At 41.5% G+C, this 18616-nt stretch carries 1 protein-coding gene (running past one end of the window); it reads left to right on the top strand.

All coding sequences use genetic code 11. The features are described from left to right. On the top strand, positions 1-18616 hold the end of the coding sequence (locus MUF05_01055; protein ID MCU0665675.1) for a GNAT family N-acetyltransferase. It extends 26003 nt beyond the left edge of the window; the window shows 18616 of its 44619 coding nt (coding positions 26004-44619); its start codon lies off the left edge, out of view; the stop codon is at positions 18614-18616.

Raw genomic sequence — 18616 nt, 5'->3', positions numbered from 1 at the left:
TATGAGTTATATTTTTGGATGGTTTGAAAAGTGTACATCGGATTGGATAAAAAATGAGAAGAATAAATTGATAGTAGAATATAGAAAGGCGCTAGAAATAATGAATCCGGTAGCGCAAAAGACAGATCATTCGGAGCTGTTGCGCCGCGCTACAAGTTTAAAGGCATTAAAGCAGGAGGTGAACACAGCGCAAGAGATTGAACAAATTGAACGGGCAATACAAAAAATACAGAATATTTTGAGTAATTTATCCCAGTATCAAATAAAACAAACGCAACTGCCTATGTATGTGGAAGTTTTACAAAGCGCATACGACAGGATGATTATTTTACTTAACAGCTCAATTAACGCTGTTTATGATGCGCAAACCCTTGAGCGCTTTAAGACAGTTGTAAGCGCATTCGCAGCAAACGCGGCAGGTTTTATTTCTTCTGATCAAAAAGCAAAATTTGGTTTAATCATGCAGGCTGTAACCGATAAGTTGAATAAAGCCAATAAAAAATCACCGGGCATTGTAAAGCCTCCGGATAGCCGCGGGCATGGCGTAATCCGGCATCATCCGGATGATATGTTTGTAGTGTCACCGCTTGAATATTTGCGCTTATCCGGTTATATGGGCTGGCAGCCGGGGTTACCGTATAATTCATTCTTCGCCGATGGCAGCGGAGCGGGGAAGAAATATATTTCTCCGGGCAGAAGGCCGATGCCGGAAGAAAAGCGTTTGGAAGCGATTAAAAAAGCGGCGCAGGAATCTGTTCCGGCAAAGATCAGCGTAAAAGACGTTGCCAAGAAAATAGGGCTTAGCCAAGGCACATTAAACCTTTGGCTGCATAGATATGCTGAAAGATCAGGAAGAAAATTTGAGGCGCTTTGCGCAGATTTGGGTATTGAATTAGGTAATGGGCGGATAAAGAGAGTAGATAGGGATGAACGCGTGGCGCGGATTAAGAAAATAGTTTTGCAATTAGGCGGGATTGCCTTGGATAGGGAGGTTGCCCAGCGTTTAGCGCAATTAGAGAATATAAGTCTTAGCGTAGAGGCGTTAAAAGCTTGGTGCTATAGGGAAGATGTAAAATTAAAACAGCTTAATGCTTTCCGCGATAATGTAAAAAGATTTAAAACAACGGCTGTAAAAGCGGGAAATGATGTTATTTTAGTCGGGCAGGCGCGTTTGGCAGTCTATCTTGACATGCTGGTATTATGGTATTTGCGCCTTTTAGGATGTACAGCAATCAGAAAATATTTTGAAGAGAAAGAAAAATTAAGCGATGAAGAAAAAGAAAACCTTACTGCTGTGAAAGCAACTGTTCTTGGCTGCCAAGGAAAATTTATTGAATTAAGGGATAAACTTACGCAGCTTAAGCCCGGAGAAATAAAACGCCGCGAGATTATCAGAGATAAATTAAATACCGCTATAAAACTATTAGATGAAAATAACGAATCAGCGGCAGCTGCGCCGCTTGCCTCGGCAATTCGCCATTTAAGGCTGGAATTATTATCTTTAAGGCTTAATTCCTTTTCTCTAGAGAAATCTTATTCTTCTGGCAGGTTGCTCAAAGCTAATTATAGGAATGTCCCTAGCGAAGAAGGCGCGGCTGCTGTATTGTCTCGCGCAGAAGAAAGGGGATTAACCTGGGAAAAAATAGCAGGCAATAGCCATAGCATAGAGAATGGGGTTAGCGAGATAGTTTTAATCAGAAAATGGCTTAAGGCTATAAAAATAGTTAGGAATGAAATTAAAAGTGCCGTTGAACCGGAAATAAATAATTTACAAAGCGAAATCAATGAAATTTCTAAAGAGCTAAATCCCCTTTGGAAACCGGAAAAGTTTACTGCTGAACGCTCTCTGGGCTTGGCGAGGTTGTTGCTAAATTACAGGTTGCGCAATAGCGATGAAGTGCTGGGCCTCACATTTATGTTCCTTAAGATGCGCCGGGCAGAAGCGCGTTTTATCTTTAGGGCAGAAAATAGAAAGTTTCTTATGCGTTGCGCCGGGGTATGGCAGAGGAATAAACGTATTGAAGAAAAATTAACGGAATTAATTCGCAAGAAAACTTCAGTTTGTATTTATGCCAAGAAAATAGGCCTGATTAATGAGCCTGCAATTAAAGAGGAGGAGCCGGAATTCACTGGATTCCATACCTTCCTCGGGCAAATTGGGGGAATGCTGCGGAATAAGGCAAAATATACTCGGGAGTTAGATGTGATTTTGTGCTATATGCTTAGGCAGGCTAAAGATGCTAATTATTTGGTAGAGTTTAGGAAAGTTTTCTCTAAAGCGTGGCGCAGGAATCGCTTAAACGGAATAAATAAAGAAAAAACAGAGGTATTTTTTAATGTTTACAGAGAATTCGCAATTACAAATAATTTTGTGCGCGGTTCGCCGCGGCTTTGGGCGTATTTCTTTAGAGTTATATTTGTTTCCCGTAAATTGCCGGCTTTTGAAGCTGTTACCCGCCTCTACCAAATCCATAATTTAGAAAAATTAGATTTTGCGCTCAACAGTCATATTCTGCTTAAAGGAAGCGCTATTTATGCGGCAGTAGAAAAGATTAGCGCTAATCGTACTTATTTATTCCAGCTTTCTAAAGAAGAAAGAAGGGAAATTGTGGATGCCCTTTGTGCTGATTTTTCCAAAATTCTCTGTCGGCTGAAGAAAGGGCAGATATCCGTAAAGGATGCCTTAGAAGGCGCGGCAAAATTATTCTTAGAAGAAGGCCATTTCGGCGAAATGCCTTTTGATATACTACATGCGCTTGCCCAGTCTTGGGCAAATTTTAACCTAGAAGATTTGTTAAAGCTTAATTTATTTAAGCTTGCGGCACAACAGTTGGACGATATTTATAATAAATATTTTTTCAGCTTACGTAATCCTTGGGGAAATTCCATACCCGGGTGCGTGAAGCAGCTTATTGCGAAGCTGAATAATGTCATATTCATTGAAAAAGAAAAAAGCGAAATACGCCAACAGTATAGCTTTATATCGAATAAAATTAAAATGGCTGTTCTTGAAGTTTCTACTAATGCTATTAGCTCCGGCGCGGACGGGGACAGAAAAGAAAAAGGCCTCGGAGAAGTTTACATAATGCTGAGCGTAGCTTGTCTTGGCGCGGCGGTTGCCGCAAGTAGATACCTTATTCCTGCCCAGCCTACCGGAGCGCCGGTAGATGCGATGCAGACAGCTGCTATCTCGCCATACCTGTTATTTATTCCCCTGTTATTTATTATCGCAGTCCCCGTTTATATTTACCTCTGGCGTTTTCTAGAAAATAGAACCGTCTCCTTTATTCTAACTTTCAGGCAGAGATTGAAATACCGCGGGTTTGCGCAGTTGCCGGGTGGAGAACCGCTTGAAAAAAGGATAGCCGAGATGGAAGAGCAAATAGTTTCCGGCGAACAAGGCGAAGCAATGATTAGGCAGGCTTTAATGGAGGCAGATATAGGTGTTCGGGAAACCATAGCCGCAGTTTTAGGCTGCTTAGATAAAGATTATAAACAAGGCCTTCAGGAACATAAGTATGGGCCTAGGTGTGGATTGGCCCGTATGGAGCAGGGGGTTGATATTATTTTAAGGAATCTGCGTTTCTGCGTTATCTTGAAGCGATTAATTTCCAGTTTGGAGGCGCAACGCGTTTGGGCTGTGGATATTTTAAAGAATATGCCCCAGCAGGATAAATTGTGTTATGTAGATAAATTCATTTCTCGCGTCAAGCTTTGTAATACAGAGCAGGAAAAATCATTTTTAATTTCTGGCCTTCTTGCCATGGGGATAGAAGAGGCGTTGGCTTCTGTTATAGAATTGGCCGCATCAGTAGAGGATGAATCAAGCCAAGCTGCCTTTGAAGCATTAAAGGCTTATCCTGATAGCCCCAGGATCGCGGAATTGGCAAAGTTGCAGCTTATTTCCGTATTGGAAGAGGAAAAAGCCAAGCCGGATGAAGTCATCAGAGTAATAAAGATAATTGAGCTGGGAGAACCTGATAAAGCAGTTGACGCGATGCTTTTAAAAATAGATAAGAGGTTTGAGCCTTCATCAAAAAGCTATATTCTTGCCCTTTATGCCTTAGCGCAGAGGTTAAGGGTGGATAAAACCGCCGGATTATGGCCGAAGATAAACGAGGAAGAACGTTCAGCAATTATAAGATGTTTAACTCTTATCGGAACATATGAAGCAGTAAGGATCTTAATATTATTAGCTAAAGGGGAAAATGCGAGAGATAGGGATTTGTCAAAATCTAAATTAGGGGAGTTGTTAAGGCTGAACAATAAACATGCTTTAGCGTGCAGGCAGGAAATCATAAATATTGCTGCAGCATATGGTAAATTAAACCGGAAAGCCGGTCAGGATATTTCTGATAAAGCCTTTTCCCAAGGGCAATTAATTTTTGTGCTTTTTGTTTTAGCAATAACTGTGATTTTAGGAACAGCCCTTAAAAACGTTTTTGAGTATAGCGATAACGCAAGTATTTTAATCAGTACAGGCGCCGCAGCCAGCCTATTATTAATCTGGCAAGTATGCGCCTGTGATTTAAAAACTTTTTGGGAAGATTTTAAGCAAACCTGTTCCGCAGGAAAAGAGCAGGCTATATCTTTCGGTTTTATAATATTTTTCTTATCTGCGGCTACAGCAGCTTTTATATTTATCCCTTCTAAATTACTGGCTTTTGTTTTATCTGTGGGTATTTTGAGCCTTGGCGCAAAGGTATTTAATGTTTCAGCCTTGATTAATTGCGCGATTGGCAGATTATCCCGGTTGGGTATCGGCAAAAGTCTGCTTCGAATACTTCAGGCGCCGCAAAATGAAAAACAAATGGCAGAGAAAAAGGCGTTTCAGGAAAAACAGGATACGATGCGAAGGATGCGCAGGCATAATTCTGATAAACCGGAAAGCATAATTTTCTATCAGCAGGTTTTAGAGAAAGAGATTCCGGAGCATTTAACTGACGATCCGGATATAAAGCAGTTAAGAGAATCTTTATTAAATCAAACCAATGAATGTATTTTACGCGCAATACGGTTGACAGAACAGCAAAGGCAAGACGCGGCTTTATCAAAACCCGCGCAGCAGTTGCGGAAAGAGCAGAAAGCTGCTCTATCTCAAGAGTTAGAAAATTTAAAGGCCGGGCTTTCGGGATTAGAACCATTGGGGCAATTTGAGGCGCAATTAATGAACATACTTAAAAGGTTTCCGAAAGATTTCCAAAGGCTTCCGCAGATCGAGAAGTTCCGGGAAGATACAGGCAAGTTTCTTGCGTGCAAGAAAATCGACAGCGATACTTCAAGGGCCAAAATACAGAACGCAGAGAATATTAATGGAAAAATTGTCAATGCCGTTAAAAAGGCATACGCAGAGCTGGACGCCTTGCGCGCGGATAGTTTTATTTCTCTTGATGCGCTTAATCAAGGGGTATCCGCAATTTGTCAGCGGGTTTTAAATGTTATTCCGCGTAAACATGTGCCAATGAAAATTGTGCAGGAATTTTTGGAAAACGCGAAATATGCAGAAAATAAGCTTTTGTTTGATTTGGTGGAGAGCACCTTGAAAAAACATCTTGAGGAAAATGGCCTGCGCGAAAACAAATACGCAGTATGCCTTGGGCTTATGAAAAATATCATTGTTGAGCGGGATAAGCTTATTTATGAATATAAACTGCGGCAGGACTTTGATTTGTTTATCTCTTGGCTTATTGAAGGTTTACCTTTTGAGCAAATTAAAGCAAAAATGCAGGAAGGCGAATTTTTCCCGGAATTTGATCCTTTGATTTCTAAAGTAGAGAATGCCTTGGCAGTTAACCCGAAAGATATAATTGACCAAGCAGGCGCAGGCAGCTTATGTGAAGACGGGCAAGGAAACATAAAAGAAAAAGCGCGCAATTTTATCCCGGGATTATTCAGAAGCCTCCCGCCCGAGGAGAGGCTTCTGAATTATCTTACTTATGACTGCTGGTTAGCTAAATACCTGCGCGGCAGTTTGCTTAATATGGAGAGCAAGGTTTTGGTAGAATTAAACCTTTGCGTGATAAAAGCAATGCAAAGCGCCGCAGGGATGTGCCGTAAATTATGCAATGAATATTCTTTTCAGTCTGCGGCGTCTAAAGTTGAAATGTCTAGTGTCATTAATAGGGTAATTGCGGTTATTGACCAGCGGTATACAACTATTGATAAAGAAGTTAAAATTAAGATAAAAGAATTAACGCAGGCGCGTAAGGACATAGACGCGCTTAATCTAGAAAAAGCTTTTATCCCAGAGTTAGAAATAGCAAAAAATTCCTTAGCCCAAACAGTGGAAATGCTGGCGTTTATTCATGCTCGGGATAGTTCTTGGGGAGAATACGCGCAATATCAAAAGTGGCAGGAAGATAAAAAACAAAGCCTTCAAGCCGCGATTGAAATGGCGCGGGAAAGAGAAAAGGCCAGGGCTGCTTCGGCTATTTTAAAGCTTAAAGTCACAAGTTTGCTCAATATTTCAGATCCAGGTTATAGCGGTAGAGGTAAACTTTTATTATGGTGCGCGCAGATAAACAACCCACAAGCTAATAATCCTGTTAAAAGTTTAGTCCAGATTTACAAAGCGCTCAATCCAACTATCCACGAAGAAGCAGGGTTGCGAGAAAATATAAAGAATAATGTGTTGCGGGTAATAAAAAACTATTTAGAAAAAAACGCGGAATGGATCTTTCAGGATGATTGGCCGGCTGACGCGGATGATAGGATAAAACGAGATTTTCCTTATCAGGCGCAGCATTTTAGGAACCCTTTACCAAAGCCTACCGCGCAACAACCAATTAAGCCGGAGGTAGAGATTAAAAAGGCAGAGGTTGAAAAGAGCGGTATCCTTATTCTTGAAGAGCAAATCCTTACTTTAGAAACAGAAAAATTAAGTCCGGCAACCGCAATAAGTTTATGCAAGGACGCATTATTTCGCTTGGCCTCACTTGAGAAATCATTACCAATGGGGGAAGTCCGTGGGTATCAAAGCAGGCTGTTAAGGGTTCAGCAAAGATATGAAAAGAAATCCCACGGCAGGCCGATGACAAATCTTATCCCGCCGGTAATTGCTACATTATTTCTTTCGTTAGTTGGTGCAGTTAGCGCGGGGCAGGTTTTAACTGCCCAGAATATTCCAGCTCCGCCGGGGCAGGCGTTCCCATTTTATTTATGCTTGTTATTTCCTGTTTTATTAGTAATTATCGCTGTAATTTTTCTATACGGGCCTTCCTTGAGAAATAAACCTGATCTTGATCCTGTAGGAACTTCGGACGAATCTTTATTGAAAATACCGTTTTCTTTTAAGTCCAAAAACGGCATCGGCACCGCGACTATAGCTTTGCGTATCCTTAATGCAATTATGGATGGGCGCGTGGCGGAAGATATTAATGTTATGGTTACCTATAAATGTTGTTTTAATTGCGCGGATTGCTTGGCGGCTTGCGCCTGTAAGGAAGGTGGTTTTTGGGATGTCCCTAAAGAAGCGCTCTACTCGCTTTTTGAGCAGTTAAGAGGATGTAAGCTTGTGCATATTGTTGGCACCGGAGAGCCGCTTTGTTATGGCAAGGACAAATATTTTGAAGGCGGCGTAAGCCGGGATTTTCTGGATGTGGTCCGTTATGCCGCCCAAAGGATTGAGGTTGTGCGCATTGTTACAAACGCTTATCTTGTTCCCGAAGATATAAAAGTAGCAAAAGAATTCTTCGCGCAATTCCCTAAGAATGTGGTTTGGCTTGTTTCTGCGGACGAATATCATGAAAAAGAGATGCGCGAAAAAACAGGCAAGCAGCTTTCCGAGGTTATAAAAACAATGAATAAACTGGCGCGCCGCGGAAAGATAAAACTAATGTTTAATGTCCGCTATGCCAATAAAACAGGCCGTGAAGTAGATGATATGACCTGGCGTTTAGGGATAAGGCCCAGCTTTCCATCTTTGGTATTAAAATTGTTATTATTTGTTGTTTCTTTGGGGTCTTTAGACTTTTATGGATTAGGAAAAACAAAGACATTTATTAATCGTATCATCGGGCAAGGTAATGCCGTTAAGAACGAATCCTATAGCCTACGGCTTAGTTTTGCCGATATACAGGAGCATGCGCGCGACCTTGACAAAATGATGTTTTTTGTTGATCCGCAGGGCAATCTTGTTATTTGTGACCATGTTGCTTATATGGCTATGCAGGAAAGAAAGGAATTTAAGAATCTTATTTCTAACTCTGTTATCGGGAATGTTTCAGAAGAATCTATGGCTTCACTTTTTCTGGATAAACTGTTGAAAAGCAGATATGAAAATATTATTCGTCGCTTCAATTATTTTGATGAGGGAACTTTGGCTTGGCTTGTATTAGCTGTTTATTTTGCTTCTTGCGGCATGCCGCTTGAGGCCGGTTATTATATGGATCAGGTTTTCAGCAAAGAAATACAGCAGATAGATAAGCTTGAGGAGCTTTTGGCGCGTTTTATATTTTTTCAGGAAAGCCCCGCGCTTAATGATTTTATCTTTGGGCAAATGAGAAAACATACGGAAAAAGTACGGTTTTCTTTTATTTCACAATTGGCTGTAAAATCTACCGTGAAAGCGCAAGCGCGTTTTGTCAATTTTGAACAAATTATTTTTTCGCTACTGAATATCTTCTCTTTACTTGCGGCGATTGTTTACGGATCGTTTGCTGATACAGACGGCTTATCGGATATTTCTGCATTTGGAATGTTAGCTTATACCGTTATATTTTTTATCAGCATAGCTTTTATATCCTTTACTTATAACGAGCGCATCCCAGTTTTCAGCAATTTAATTTATTATATCTTAAGTCTGTTTGCATGGCGTTTTAAAGCAATGAAAGCAAACAGCCCGGCGCATGGAAATGGGGACGTTCCCCAAAAAGGCACCCTTTTGAACCGCGGCGGCGCGCTCGGGGGGCAGGTAACAGGCGCGGCAGGAAGCCCGCTTTTTCATCATCAGCCGTCGCCTGCGGATATTGATTTTAGTTTTGGTTTTGGCGGCAGGCTGGGGCCGAATTATCTGGGGGCACGGGCGTTTGACGGAGTAAGAGATCCGCTTTACGAAAGCCACAAATTCGGCTGGTTTTTTGCCGATGGGAGCATAGAAGGAAAGTTAATAGAAGGCGAAAAAAATGGATTGGTTGATACGGTGAGGAAGAACCCATATGATTGCGAGAAAAATATTAATAGGGATTTTTGGGGCCTCAATATGCTTTTTGATGGCGACATAACAATGGACATACAGACAATTAAAATTTCTATAGGGCAGAGAGTTGTTAGAGTGTTATTGATCGGTCCCGGGAGAGGATTTGAAGCTTTTGGGCTTATGGCAACCTGCGGCAATAATGTTGATATTACGGCGCTGGCAAAGGAAGACCTAATTTATAGTAATCCTGAAGACCTGCAAGATAGATTCCATAATTTTTCCGAAACGGGAATGGCAATTACTGTCTCAGAAGCCCAAGAATATATCAATAGGCTAAAATCCCGCCAGATTATCTACGATATGGAAAAGGGCATTCCTTTTGCCGATAACAGTTTTGATGTTGTCATTTTTGGCAGTGCGGTGATGGAGTATATCAAAGACAAGTATTCAGCTTTAAAAGAAGCTCTGCGCGTATGTAGAATAGACGGTTTTGTCTATTGCGTTCTTTATCCGCTGAGTATCAGAATAAATGATTTATCAGCAATCCAATATTTTGTTAAACAATTCACTAGCAGCATTGTAAAGACATATCGTATGGCCCCATATTTAAGGTTTAAAAAGCAAGAAGATATCAAATTCCCTTATCTTTTGATAGAGAGAGTTTTGGAATCTAAGGGATTTGTCTCAGGGGCAACACAATATTCGGTCTTCTACCGTGAAAGGCAATTCAACAGCCCGGCATCGGTAGCCCAGCTACCGATTCAGCCTACGAGGTTAGAAACGGTAAATAATATTAAAGCGCTCCAGGACAACGGTTCAAAGAAATTTGATATTATTCCTGCGCAGCAGAAAGATGCCGCTGTACAAAAAACAACAAAAGATTCAGTGATTTGTAGCCAGAATGTTATTAGATATGAAACGTTTAGTTTTCTTTCGGGCTTGGCCGAAAAATGCCGTGATGTTGAGAGTATTGGTTATGCGTTAATTGTTGTGAATAGTTTTGTTAATCATGAAGATTTGGCGGTAGCTATTCATGCGAAATATATCCAAAGAATTTTTGAGATTCGTCTGTCGATGCTATCGCAAGGGCTGGCGTTATTTGCTGACCAGGCGATGACGGCAAAAAATAATAAGCAAGGTGGCGATGACCCGGCAACCAAAAAAAAGTTGGACGCCGCCGCTTCTTTAATAAAAGAAAGCCAGAAGGGCCTGGCAGCATTAACGCCCCGCGGCATAAAAACATTCAGCCATATTCTTTCGGCATTCTTTTTAATAAGTTTAATGCCGGCTGATTTCTGGCCGCAAGAGATGCTTGTTTCGCTCCCAAAAGGATTCTGGGCATTGACAATATTATTTTGTCTATTATTTAGCGCGCGTCCGTATTTATCCAGTATTTTCTCGCGGATGCGTTCAAAACATCCGGCAAAGGTTATTAAAATTACGGATGTTAAGCCAAGAATAAAAGTGATTGTTTTGGTTTGGGATGGGGTAGTGGTGGACAGCCTGGATTGTGTTTTCTTTGTCTGGGGGGCAATGTATGACCGGATCATGAAAGGCGAAAGCCGAAGCTATATCCCCACAAAAGAAGGCCTTAAGAATGGCATAGATTATGTTAATGCATGTGGCGGAGGTTCTTTGTATGCTCAAATTGGCGATGTCATAGCAAGGGCGCGCACAAAAAAAGTTAGAAACCTAAGGACAAATCAGGAGTATGTTGATGAATTCTGCGATTTGATTTTAAAAAGTGTTAAAGAGAAAATAGGAAGAGGCGACAATATTGTTATTCCGGAAACAGTAAAAGCCTTGTGTGAAATCAGGCGCAAGTTTCCGGGAGTAAGGATTATTCAGACAAGCGGCCAGCCAAGTGTTTCTTTAAAGGAAACAATCAGGATTTTGGGCATGGAGTATTTCTATGACCAGATTTACGGAGCATATCCCCTGAAAAGCGGTATACCGCACGATAAAAAAACACAGATTATTGCTTTAAGGAAGAAATACGGCCTTGCGCTTAATGAGATTATTTTGTTTGAAGACCAAGCGCAAGGCGCAAGAGAAGCTAAAAGTGCAGGCGCTTTAACCGCGGTAATTGTTACTGATCCTGAAAAAGAAAAAATCTTCCGTAAGCTTAATGTAGATTTTATCATCCGTTCCGAGGGTATCAATAAAGATATTATTCCTTATTTAGGCATGAGGCGCATAAGTATTCCGCATATTTTCGCATCCTGCGCGCTGGTAACTTTTGTTCCGCTGGCACTTGCCGCGAAATTTCCTCTATTTGGGTTTACCTTATATTTTATCTTCTTGGCGTGTTTATTAACGGCTAAATTCCACATCTTTAGGCCGGCAATAAGAAAACTTATTTGCGATTATTGGTTCGGTGTTCAGCCAGCAGGGTGTTTTACTGAAAAGCTTAAAGCTTTAGGGTATGCCCGAGAGGCTTCTAAAATAGAGAATAATCTTAGAGCGGAAATCATATTTGACAGAAGCGCTTATAATCTTTATGCGGTTTACAATAAATTAGGCTTGATTGTTTCCAGCGATATTCAGGATAAAATTTGCGTTAAGTGGCAGGAAGTAAAAATGATTAAAGGAGCTTTTTGCGACATTTATCATGTTGTTGAGCCGGAAACAGAAGGTGCGATACTTTTAGGAGCTATCTCTAATCCTCGCGTGGCTTATGTGGGATCAGAGAATTCCGGAAATGGAAATGGGGACGTTCCCCAAGGGGACACCCTTTTGAACCGCGGCAACGCGCCCACTTCGCCAAATATGCTTGGCTGGCGGATGTTGCCAGCGGGCATTCATTTATCAGAAGATATGAGGCAGAAAAATATATATGCGAATATGTGCTGCCAGAGGCAATTATTTCAACAAGCTTATTCAGACGGATTTAATCTAACGCTCCCGGAGATTAAAATGGGGGGCTTTGAGGGAATCTTTCGGAGATTTCAACATGCTGATTTTATCGCGCTTATCCAGGATTGGTTTTTTGGGGTAATTGCGGATAAAAAATTGCTTGAATTTACATACGCTTCATGCATTACAAGCAATGTGCTTTTGGCTAAGATGCTCTCTGCTAAGTTTGATTTACCGATCGGAAAGAATCGGGGCGCACATCTGGAAATTATGCCGGGTTTTTACAGCGGCCCCGCGCTTAAAAATGGTTCTCATCACTATTGGATTGTTCTCTATGATGGCAATGAAAAGTTTTTTATTGATAGCGCCTACGGCCAGTTTGATCAAGAATATAAAAACAAAATAATCATCCGCGCTGATTATGAGCAGGCGTTAAAGGATTTATTCCTGCAGGAGAGGCCGCAGTTGCTTTTAGAAAAAAGGATAAGCCTTGTTCATGCGGGCCAGATTTCAGAAATGCTTTCATCTGAAAATGCGGTTATCGAGCAAGAGATTATGCCGCGGTTTTGCAAGCTATACATCGCGCCTAAATACAAACAAGCTGAAATTCTCGGCGGAGCGGATTTAAGAGATGCCTTTAGGATATATAAAGGGGATGTTTATTATCCCTGCGCCGGTCATGACGCGGTAAGTTTTATGGCCTTGGTGAACTTGTTTCCTTCGGCGCGCTGTTTTATTTTTAACGATAATTTTGTTCAGAAGGAAATGTCTGTGAGTATTCCCGATAAGCAGGATATTCAGGGAATTATCAAACAATTAAGCGAATATTTTAACTGGGTGGGGGAAGCCTTGGGGGAAATGGCCGTTAAGGTTATTGATCCTGCTTTATTGGAAATAAATATCGGATTAAACGATAAGATGCGGGCACTTTTGGGAAGACAAAATATAAAGATTTTATATCAGATTAATGATTTTATGCAAAATCAAAACAAATACGGGATTGTTTATGTTCAGGGGCCGGGGATGGCCGGGCGTATTTCCAAAAAAAGTTATTTCTGGAAAAAGGTCAAAATCCAGGTTTTACGCGGCGGATATCTTATTGTCAGCGAACAGACGACCAGACAGCCTCATCTGTCGCGTGATATTGAATGGGCGGCCAACATAATGCCGAATACCTGCTTTAGCTATTGGAGATCTTATATTAAACCCTGGAGAATTTACCGAATTAACCAGACCGTTTTCTCTAAAGCTAAAACACCGCAACAACTTTCGCCAGAAGTGTCCCTAGCAGATAGTAATATTGATCGCGGCGCTCTCACTTCGCCGGCCTGCAGCCCGGAGCGGCCAAAGATAAAGAAGCAAACGATTCAACCTACGAGGTTAGAAACGGTAAATAAGGCGAATGCCAGCGGCGCGGGCGGGCGGGGTTTGGGTGCGACGGGGAGTTCGCTTTTTCATCATCTGCCGTCGTTATCCGATATTGATATTGATTTTGGCGGCAGGCTGGGGCCGAATTTTCTGGGGGCGCGCGATAAAAATTTAATCGGGCATCCTTTTTATGGCGGAAAGTTTCGTTATCTGTTTGCCGATGGGAGCGGGGCGTCTAAAGTCAGGGAGATTTTTGGGTCGCAGGTTATTGAAGACATCTCTGATTTAGATTATAGTTTTCAACAGCGGGTAGAGTTTTTAAGAAGAGAACAGTTCGCCAACCTTGATATTCGAATTAATCCGTATTCAAATTGGGTTCCTAAAAGGATTCTTTGTGTTCTTTCGCTTACCTGTAACAGTGGTTGCGATATCTGTATGTTTTCCTGCGACAGCGGGAGGAAAAGAGAAATGGTTTTGGTGGATTTCTACCGCGCGACAGATTTCAGCGGCATGGGCATAAGGGACCCCTCTTTGTATATTTCCGGAGGAGAGCTTTCTTTACGCAAAGACCTCCATGAAATAATCGCTGAGCGTAATGTTTGTTCGTTAACTACCAATGCTTCTTTGATGGTTACTCCAGAAAAAGCGCGAGAATTTGTGCTCATGATTAAGAAATCAAGAGGTAGTGATAGTAAGTTTACCTTTAGAATTTCTTTGGATGATAGCCATTTGGCGAGGCCGGCAATTTCGCTTATCAAGATAGCTAACCTCGCGGAGGCAGTTATCCGGTATTACCCCGAAGCGGATATTATCATTAATACATTAATCAATATAACCTCTGGCCAGACGACTTGGAATTTCTTTCAGGAACTATCAAGCCGTGGTTTGGGAGTTAGTTTTCAAATGCAACACAGTTTTGTTGAAAAAAATGAACAAGTAATAAGAAGGGCGCTGAGGATAAGCCAGTTAAGCAGGATTGGCAGAGCTTTAGATGTGTATCCTGATTCTGTTTTTGAGCAATGCGAACTTAGCGAAACGAAGAAGCGTTATTATCCGGGTACGACATTAGCTTTTGATTACCGCGGCGATGTCAGTTTTGCCGATATGTATCTTGTTGATCATAGCCCGTTAGTTTTCGGCAACGCGCTTCAGGAAAAATGGGGGAGCATTATTTTCAGATTAAGAAAGGATCCTCTATTCTTGGGTTTTATTAGTGACTCGCAGAGAATATTAAAATTTGCTGATGAGTATTGCGAGGGGATTGTTGAAAGGATTAATCAGGGCAGGCCGGGTACGTTATTAACATTTTTCTATTGGTTATTCTCAAGCCCGGAAAGGAAATTATATATAACATACAGATTCCTTAATGAGTATAGTAAGGCGGGTTTTCTCGGGCAAGGCGCTTTTTCAAATTTAAGTAATTCCCAAATGAAAACATTAGCGCAAGAACAAGTAGGAGGGTTGCGGCGCCAGTATTTTCCCAGCGGTGCGCCCGGGAGTAAACAAACACCTTCTTCCGGCGAAGGCGTTGTTTTACAATCTCCTGTGTTCATCGGCCTTGCGGCGCTTTTGGCGGCTAACCATCTTGATACATGGCTAAGCAAATTGCCATTTCTTATCGTATTTATATTCATTGCAATATTGTCTTATGGCGAGTATCTGCTTAATAAATCATCTGTCGTCAGAAAAGCCGGTATATTAAGGGCTAATTTAGATGACGGGATTTATAACGCGGCGGATATCGTTAAGCTCGGCCCTGAACGCTTAGATAAAACCGCAAGAGCGATGCTCTGTATAGAAAAATTAGTTTTTTCTAATCCCGCGACTAAACCCAAAATAGTTAATCCTGCGCAGCATTTAGTAGAAGAGTATAAAAAGCGCTTATTAGATAACTATGTTTATTTGGCGGTTGAAAAAGGTGATATTGTAGGGTTTATCCGTTTTTCTATTTATAAAGAAACTATAGCCAATTTACAAGAATTGGCTATTTTACCAGCTTTCCAGAGAAATGGCATTGGCAGTAAGCTTATGGATTCTTTTGTTAATGCCCTATGGGGCATGTCTCCCAGAATTAATACCTTTAGATTTATGCCATCGCTAAAAACAAATAGTGGATTTTTTTATTATGGTAAATACTTTCCGAGAAGGTCCAAAGGCCACTCTATGGCGCTATCTTGGTATTTAGAATTAAATTTACCGCTTAGGATGTGTTACAAGGCGGTTATCCATCCTATTGAGAAGGGATGTAACGGGGATAAAGCTCATTATTCTCAATCAGGCCCTGATTTAGGAATTGGCGGCAGGCTGGGGCCGAATTATCTGGGGGCGCAAGATAAAAATCTAATCGGGCATCCTTTTTATGGCGGAAAATTTCGTTATCTATTTGCCGATGGAAGCGGGGCAGAAGGCAGGGAAGATAGAAAAGCTCGATTAGAACAAATTACGGCAGATTTCCTGAAAAATCATCCCGGTGAAAAAATATTGCTTACGCAATTAGCTAAGTTAGCAGGCTTTAAGTATTGCACCTTGTGGCGATGGAAGAAAGAAAAGGGGGTTATTTTAGAAGGCGTAAGCAGCGCAGAAAGGGGGAGTAAAGTTTCTTTGGCTAAGTTTATTAAAGCCGCCGAAGAAGTAGCAAAAGATAAAGGAAGTAAGAAATTCCCGCTTATGGAAATTCGGGATAAAATGAACATGAAAAAACACCCCTCTACTTTTTCCAATATATTAGCGCGCTTGCGTAAGGCCGGTATTGACCCTGTGGAGGAACTGCGTAAAAAAGGCATAATCGCAACCTTACCGGAGACAGGGGTGCGTAAAACTTCACCTGAAATAGAAAGCCTGTCCGCCCGGATAAAAGAAGCCTTACTTAAGTTTAAGGCGGGTAATTTCTCTTCAAGAAAAGAATTAAGTCAGGGGAGAGAAAAAGTAAGAGACCTACTCGTTGAGCTCTGCAAAGAAAATACCGGAGGCGAATTTATAATATTAAGAAAAGAGTTTAACGCTATATTAAAAGAAAAAAAAGCGCAGCAAGAGCCAGTGGGCGCGCCGTCTGGGTTGAAGATTCAAGCAAAACAAGATGAGGCAGTTGTTGAGGTTAAACAAATCGCCATTCAGAAGACGGATGAATTCAAGGTTGCCAAACGCTTAAAACCTGTACCTGTTACTGTAGACAACCGCGGTGATGATTTTAGGATTGAAGAATGGGAGAGGATTTTTGGCAAATTAGACCGTAAAGAATATGTTAAGAAAATGATTATTTATCACAGCGATCTACACGGTAAAACCTTATCTGGCATTATAGGGCTTGTCGTAAAGATTAAAGATTGGCCGTGGCTTTTATATTTATTGCGGCAAGCGCTTAAAGAAGGCACTACTGATAAAAGCGCCTTGCTTTTTGCCAAGAGGGCATTGGATGAGGCGGCAGAAAAAGGAAAACAGAATATCAAATTTGTTGGCGCTCCCGGCGGCGCTAAAAAAGGCCTCGGAGAAGTTTGCACAATGCTTGGTGTAGTTTGCCTTGGCGCGGTGGTTGTCGCAGGCGCATACCTGACGCAAGCTCAGTCTACCGGCCCGCCGGATTCGCATTTAGGGCGCGCCTCGCTGTATCCGGTGATGACCGTGCCTTTTCTATTTGTCCTAGCGATAAAAGCCTTCCGTTACCTTCAGAAGTTATTTCAAGGAAAACATAATATTAAGCAGTTTGATTGGGAGAACGCCTTAGAGGCTCCCTGGAATGAAGCAGTGTGCGATCGTAAGGCGCAAGCCGCAGGCCCGGCATCAGAAAACGAAAAAAATTATTTCCATAATCAAAAACAGGTGCGCGAAGAATTCGTGCAGTTATTAAAAGAAATACACAACGGCGCCTTAACTAACTTTTTAGACTTTAAAAAAAGAATTATAGAGCTTAATAGGATTATGCTTACTGGCAAAGACGGTAATTGTATTTATATCCCTCCGACATTTGACCACTCTCTTTTTGAAGGATGCGTTTATGCCGAAGATAAAGATGCTAAAGTAAGAGGTATTGCCGGGTCCTTTGAGGATAGTATTGGGAATACAGATAAGCGCCTCAAAATTATATTTGAAGATATAAAAAGATTTCTTCTTTTTCCGTCAGTTAATCATATCGCGGATTTTTATTTTCACGCGCGGCCAAAAAATCAATATTACATTTATCAGAAAGCAAATCAGTCATTGTTTATGGGTATGTCCAACGCGATGTTGCGTATGCTGGGTTCATCCGGGATTGCTCATATAATCAGTTTAGACAGGATAGGCTATCGTTTTTCTTCGTGCGAACAATTTAGGCCATATTTTACCAGCGTTGTTGAGGCGAATAAAACAGGCAAGAAATTCGATTTCGGGGATACGATACTTAATTCTAAGGAGGTATCCGGCAGTCCGGCGCAGGACAAAAAAATCGGCGGCGCGCTTGGGACAAACAGTAGCCCGGTTATCCGTAATATGCTTATTCCTTTTACCGCAGCGTTTATTGCCTTAGGCGCGAAAGACCTTTTTGCCGCTGGAGCGTATCTGGCGCAAGCCCAGCCTACCGGAGCGCCGGTGCAGCATACTCAATTTGTTTCATTCCCACCTTACCTTTTACCCGTATTATTAACAATTATAGTAGCGCTTGGCCTGATGGCAATTTTCTCTAAGAATAGAGCTATGCCTCCCGACACAGATTCAGATAGCATGACTTTACCTAAGCGCGTTGAAGTTATAGAATTTTCTGGAACGAAAGTAGAAATTAAAGAATTCCATAATAATATATTTGAGGCGTGGCTTAAAAATGAACTTTTAGTCAGGATTGAATTTATTGAGAAGAAAAATGAAAAAGAAGAAACCGTATCTTTAGATGTTTGTTTTTGGCGGGTTGACCTAAGTAGTCAGAGTAAAGATTTAGTGCGCAGCGCCATAAAATATCTTACTGAATATTTTATGAAAGGATTCCCGGATACTACGCAAAGAAAGTATTTTTCCCATCCGGTCAGCCTGCTGCAGGAATTATTCTACAGGAATCTTATTTTGTTGAGAACAGGTACACGCAATGAGGATGTTTTCCAAAAAGACGCTTTTTCCAACCGCGACGGCGCTCCCGGGGACGGGCAGAAATTGATATCCAGGCGAGGCTTAAACCGCGGCGGGTTTGTGCGTTTTGCGAGAGATAAACACGACATGGATTTTGATAAATATTATTTTTGGTTAATCAACGCAGATAGAAATTATCCGCGCAGGGCAGCGATTTGGTTGTAA

The sequence above is a fragment of the Candidatus Omnitrophota bacterium genome (assembly GCA_025453395.1).
Classification (GTDB): Bacteria; Omnitrophota; Gorgyraeia; order Gygaellales; family Profunditerraquicolaceae; genus JAlOQK01.
The sequence above is the reverse complement of the archived record's forward strand: the minus strand, read 5'-3'. Positions and strand labels throughout refer to the sequence as shown.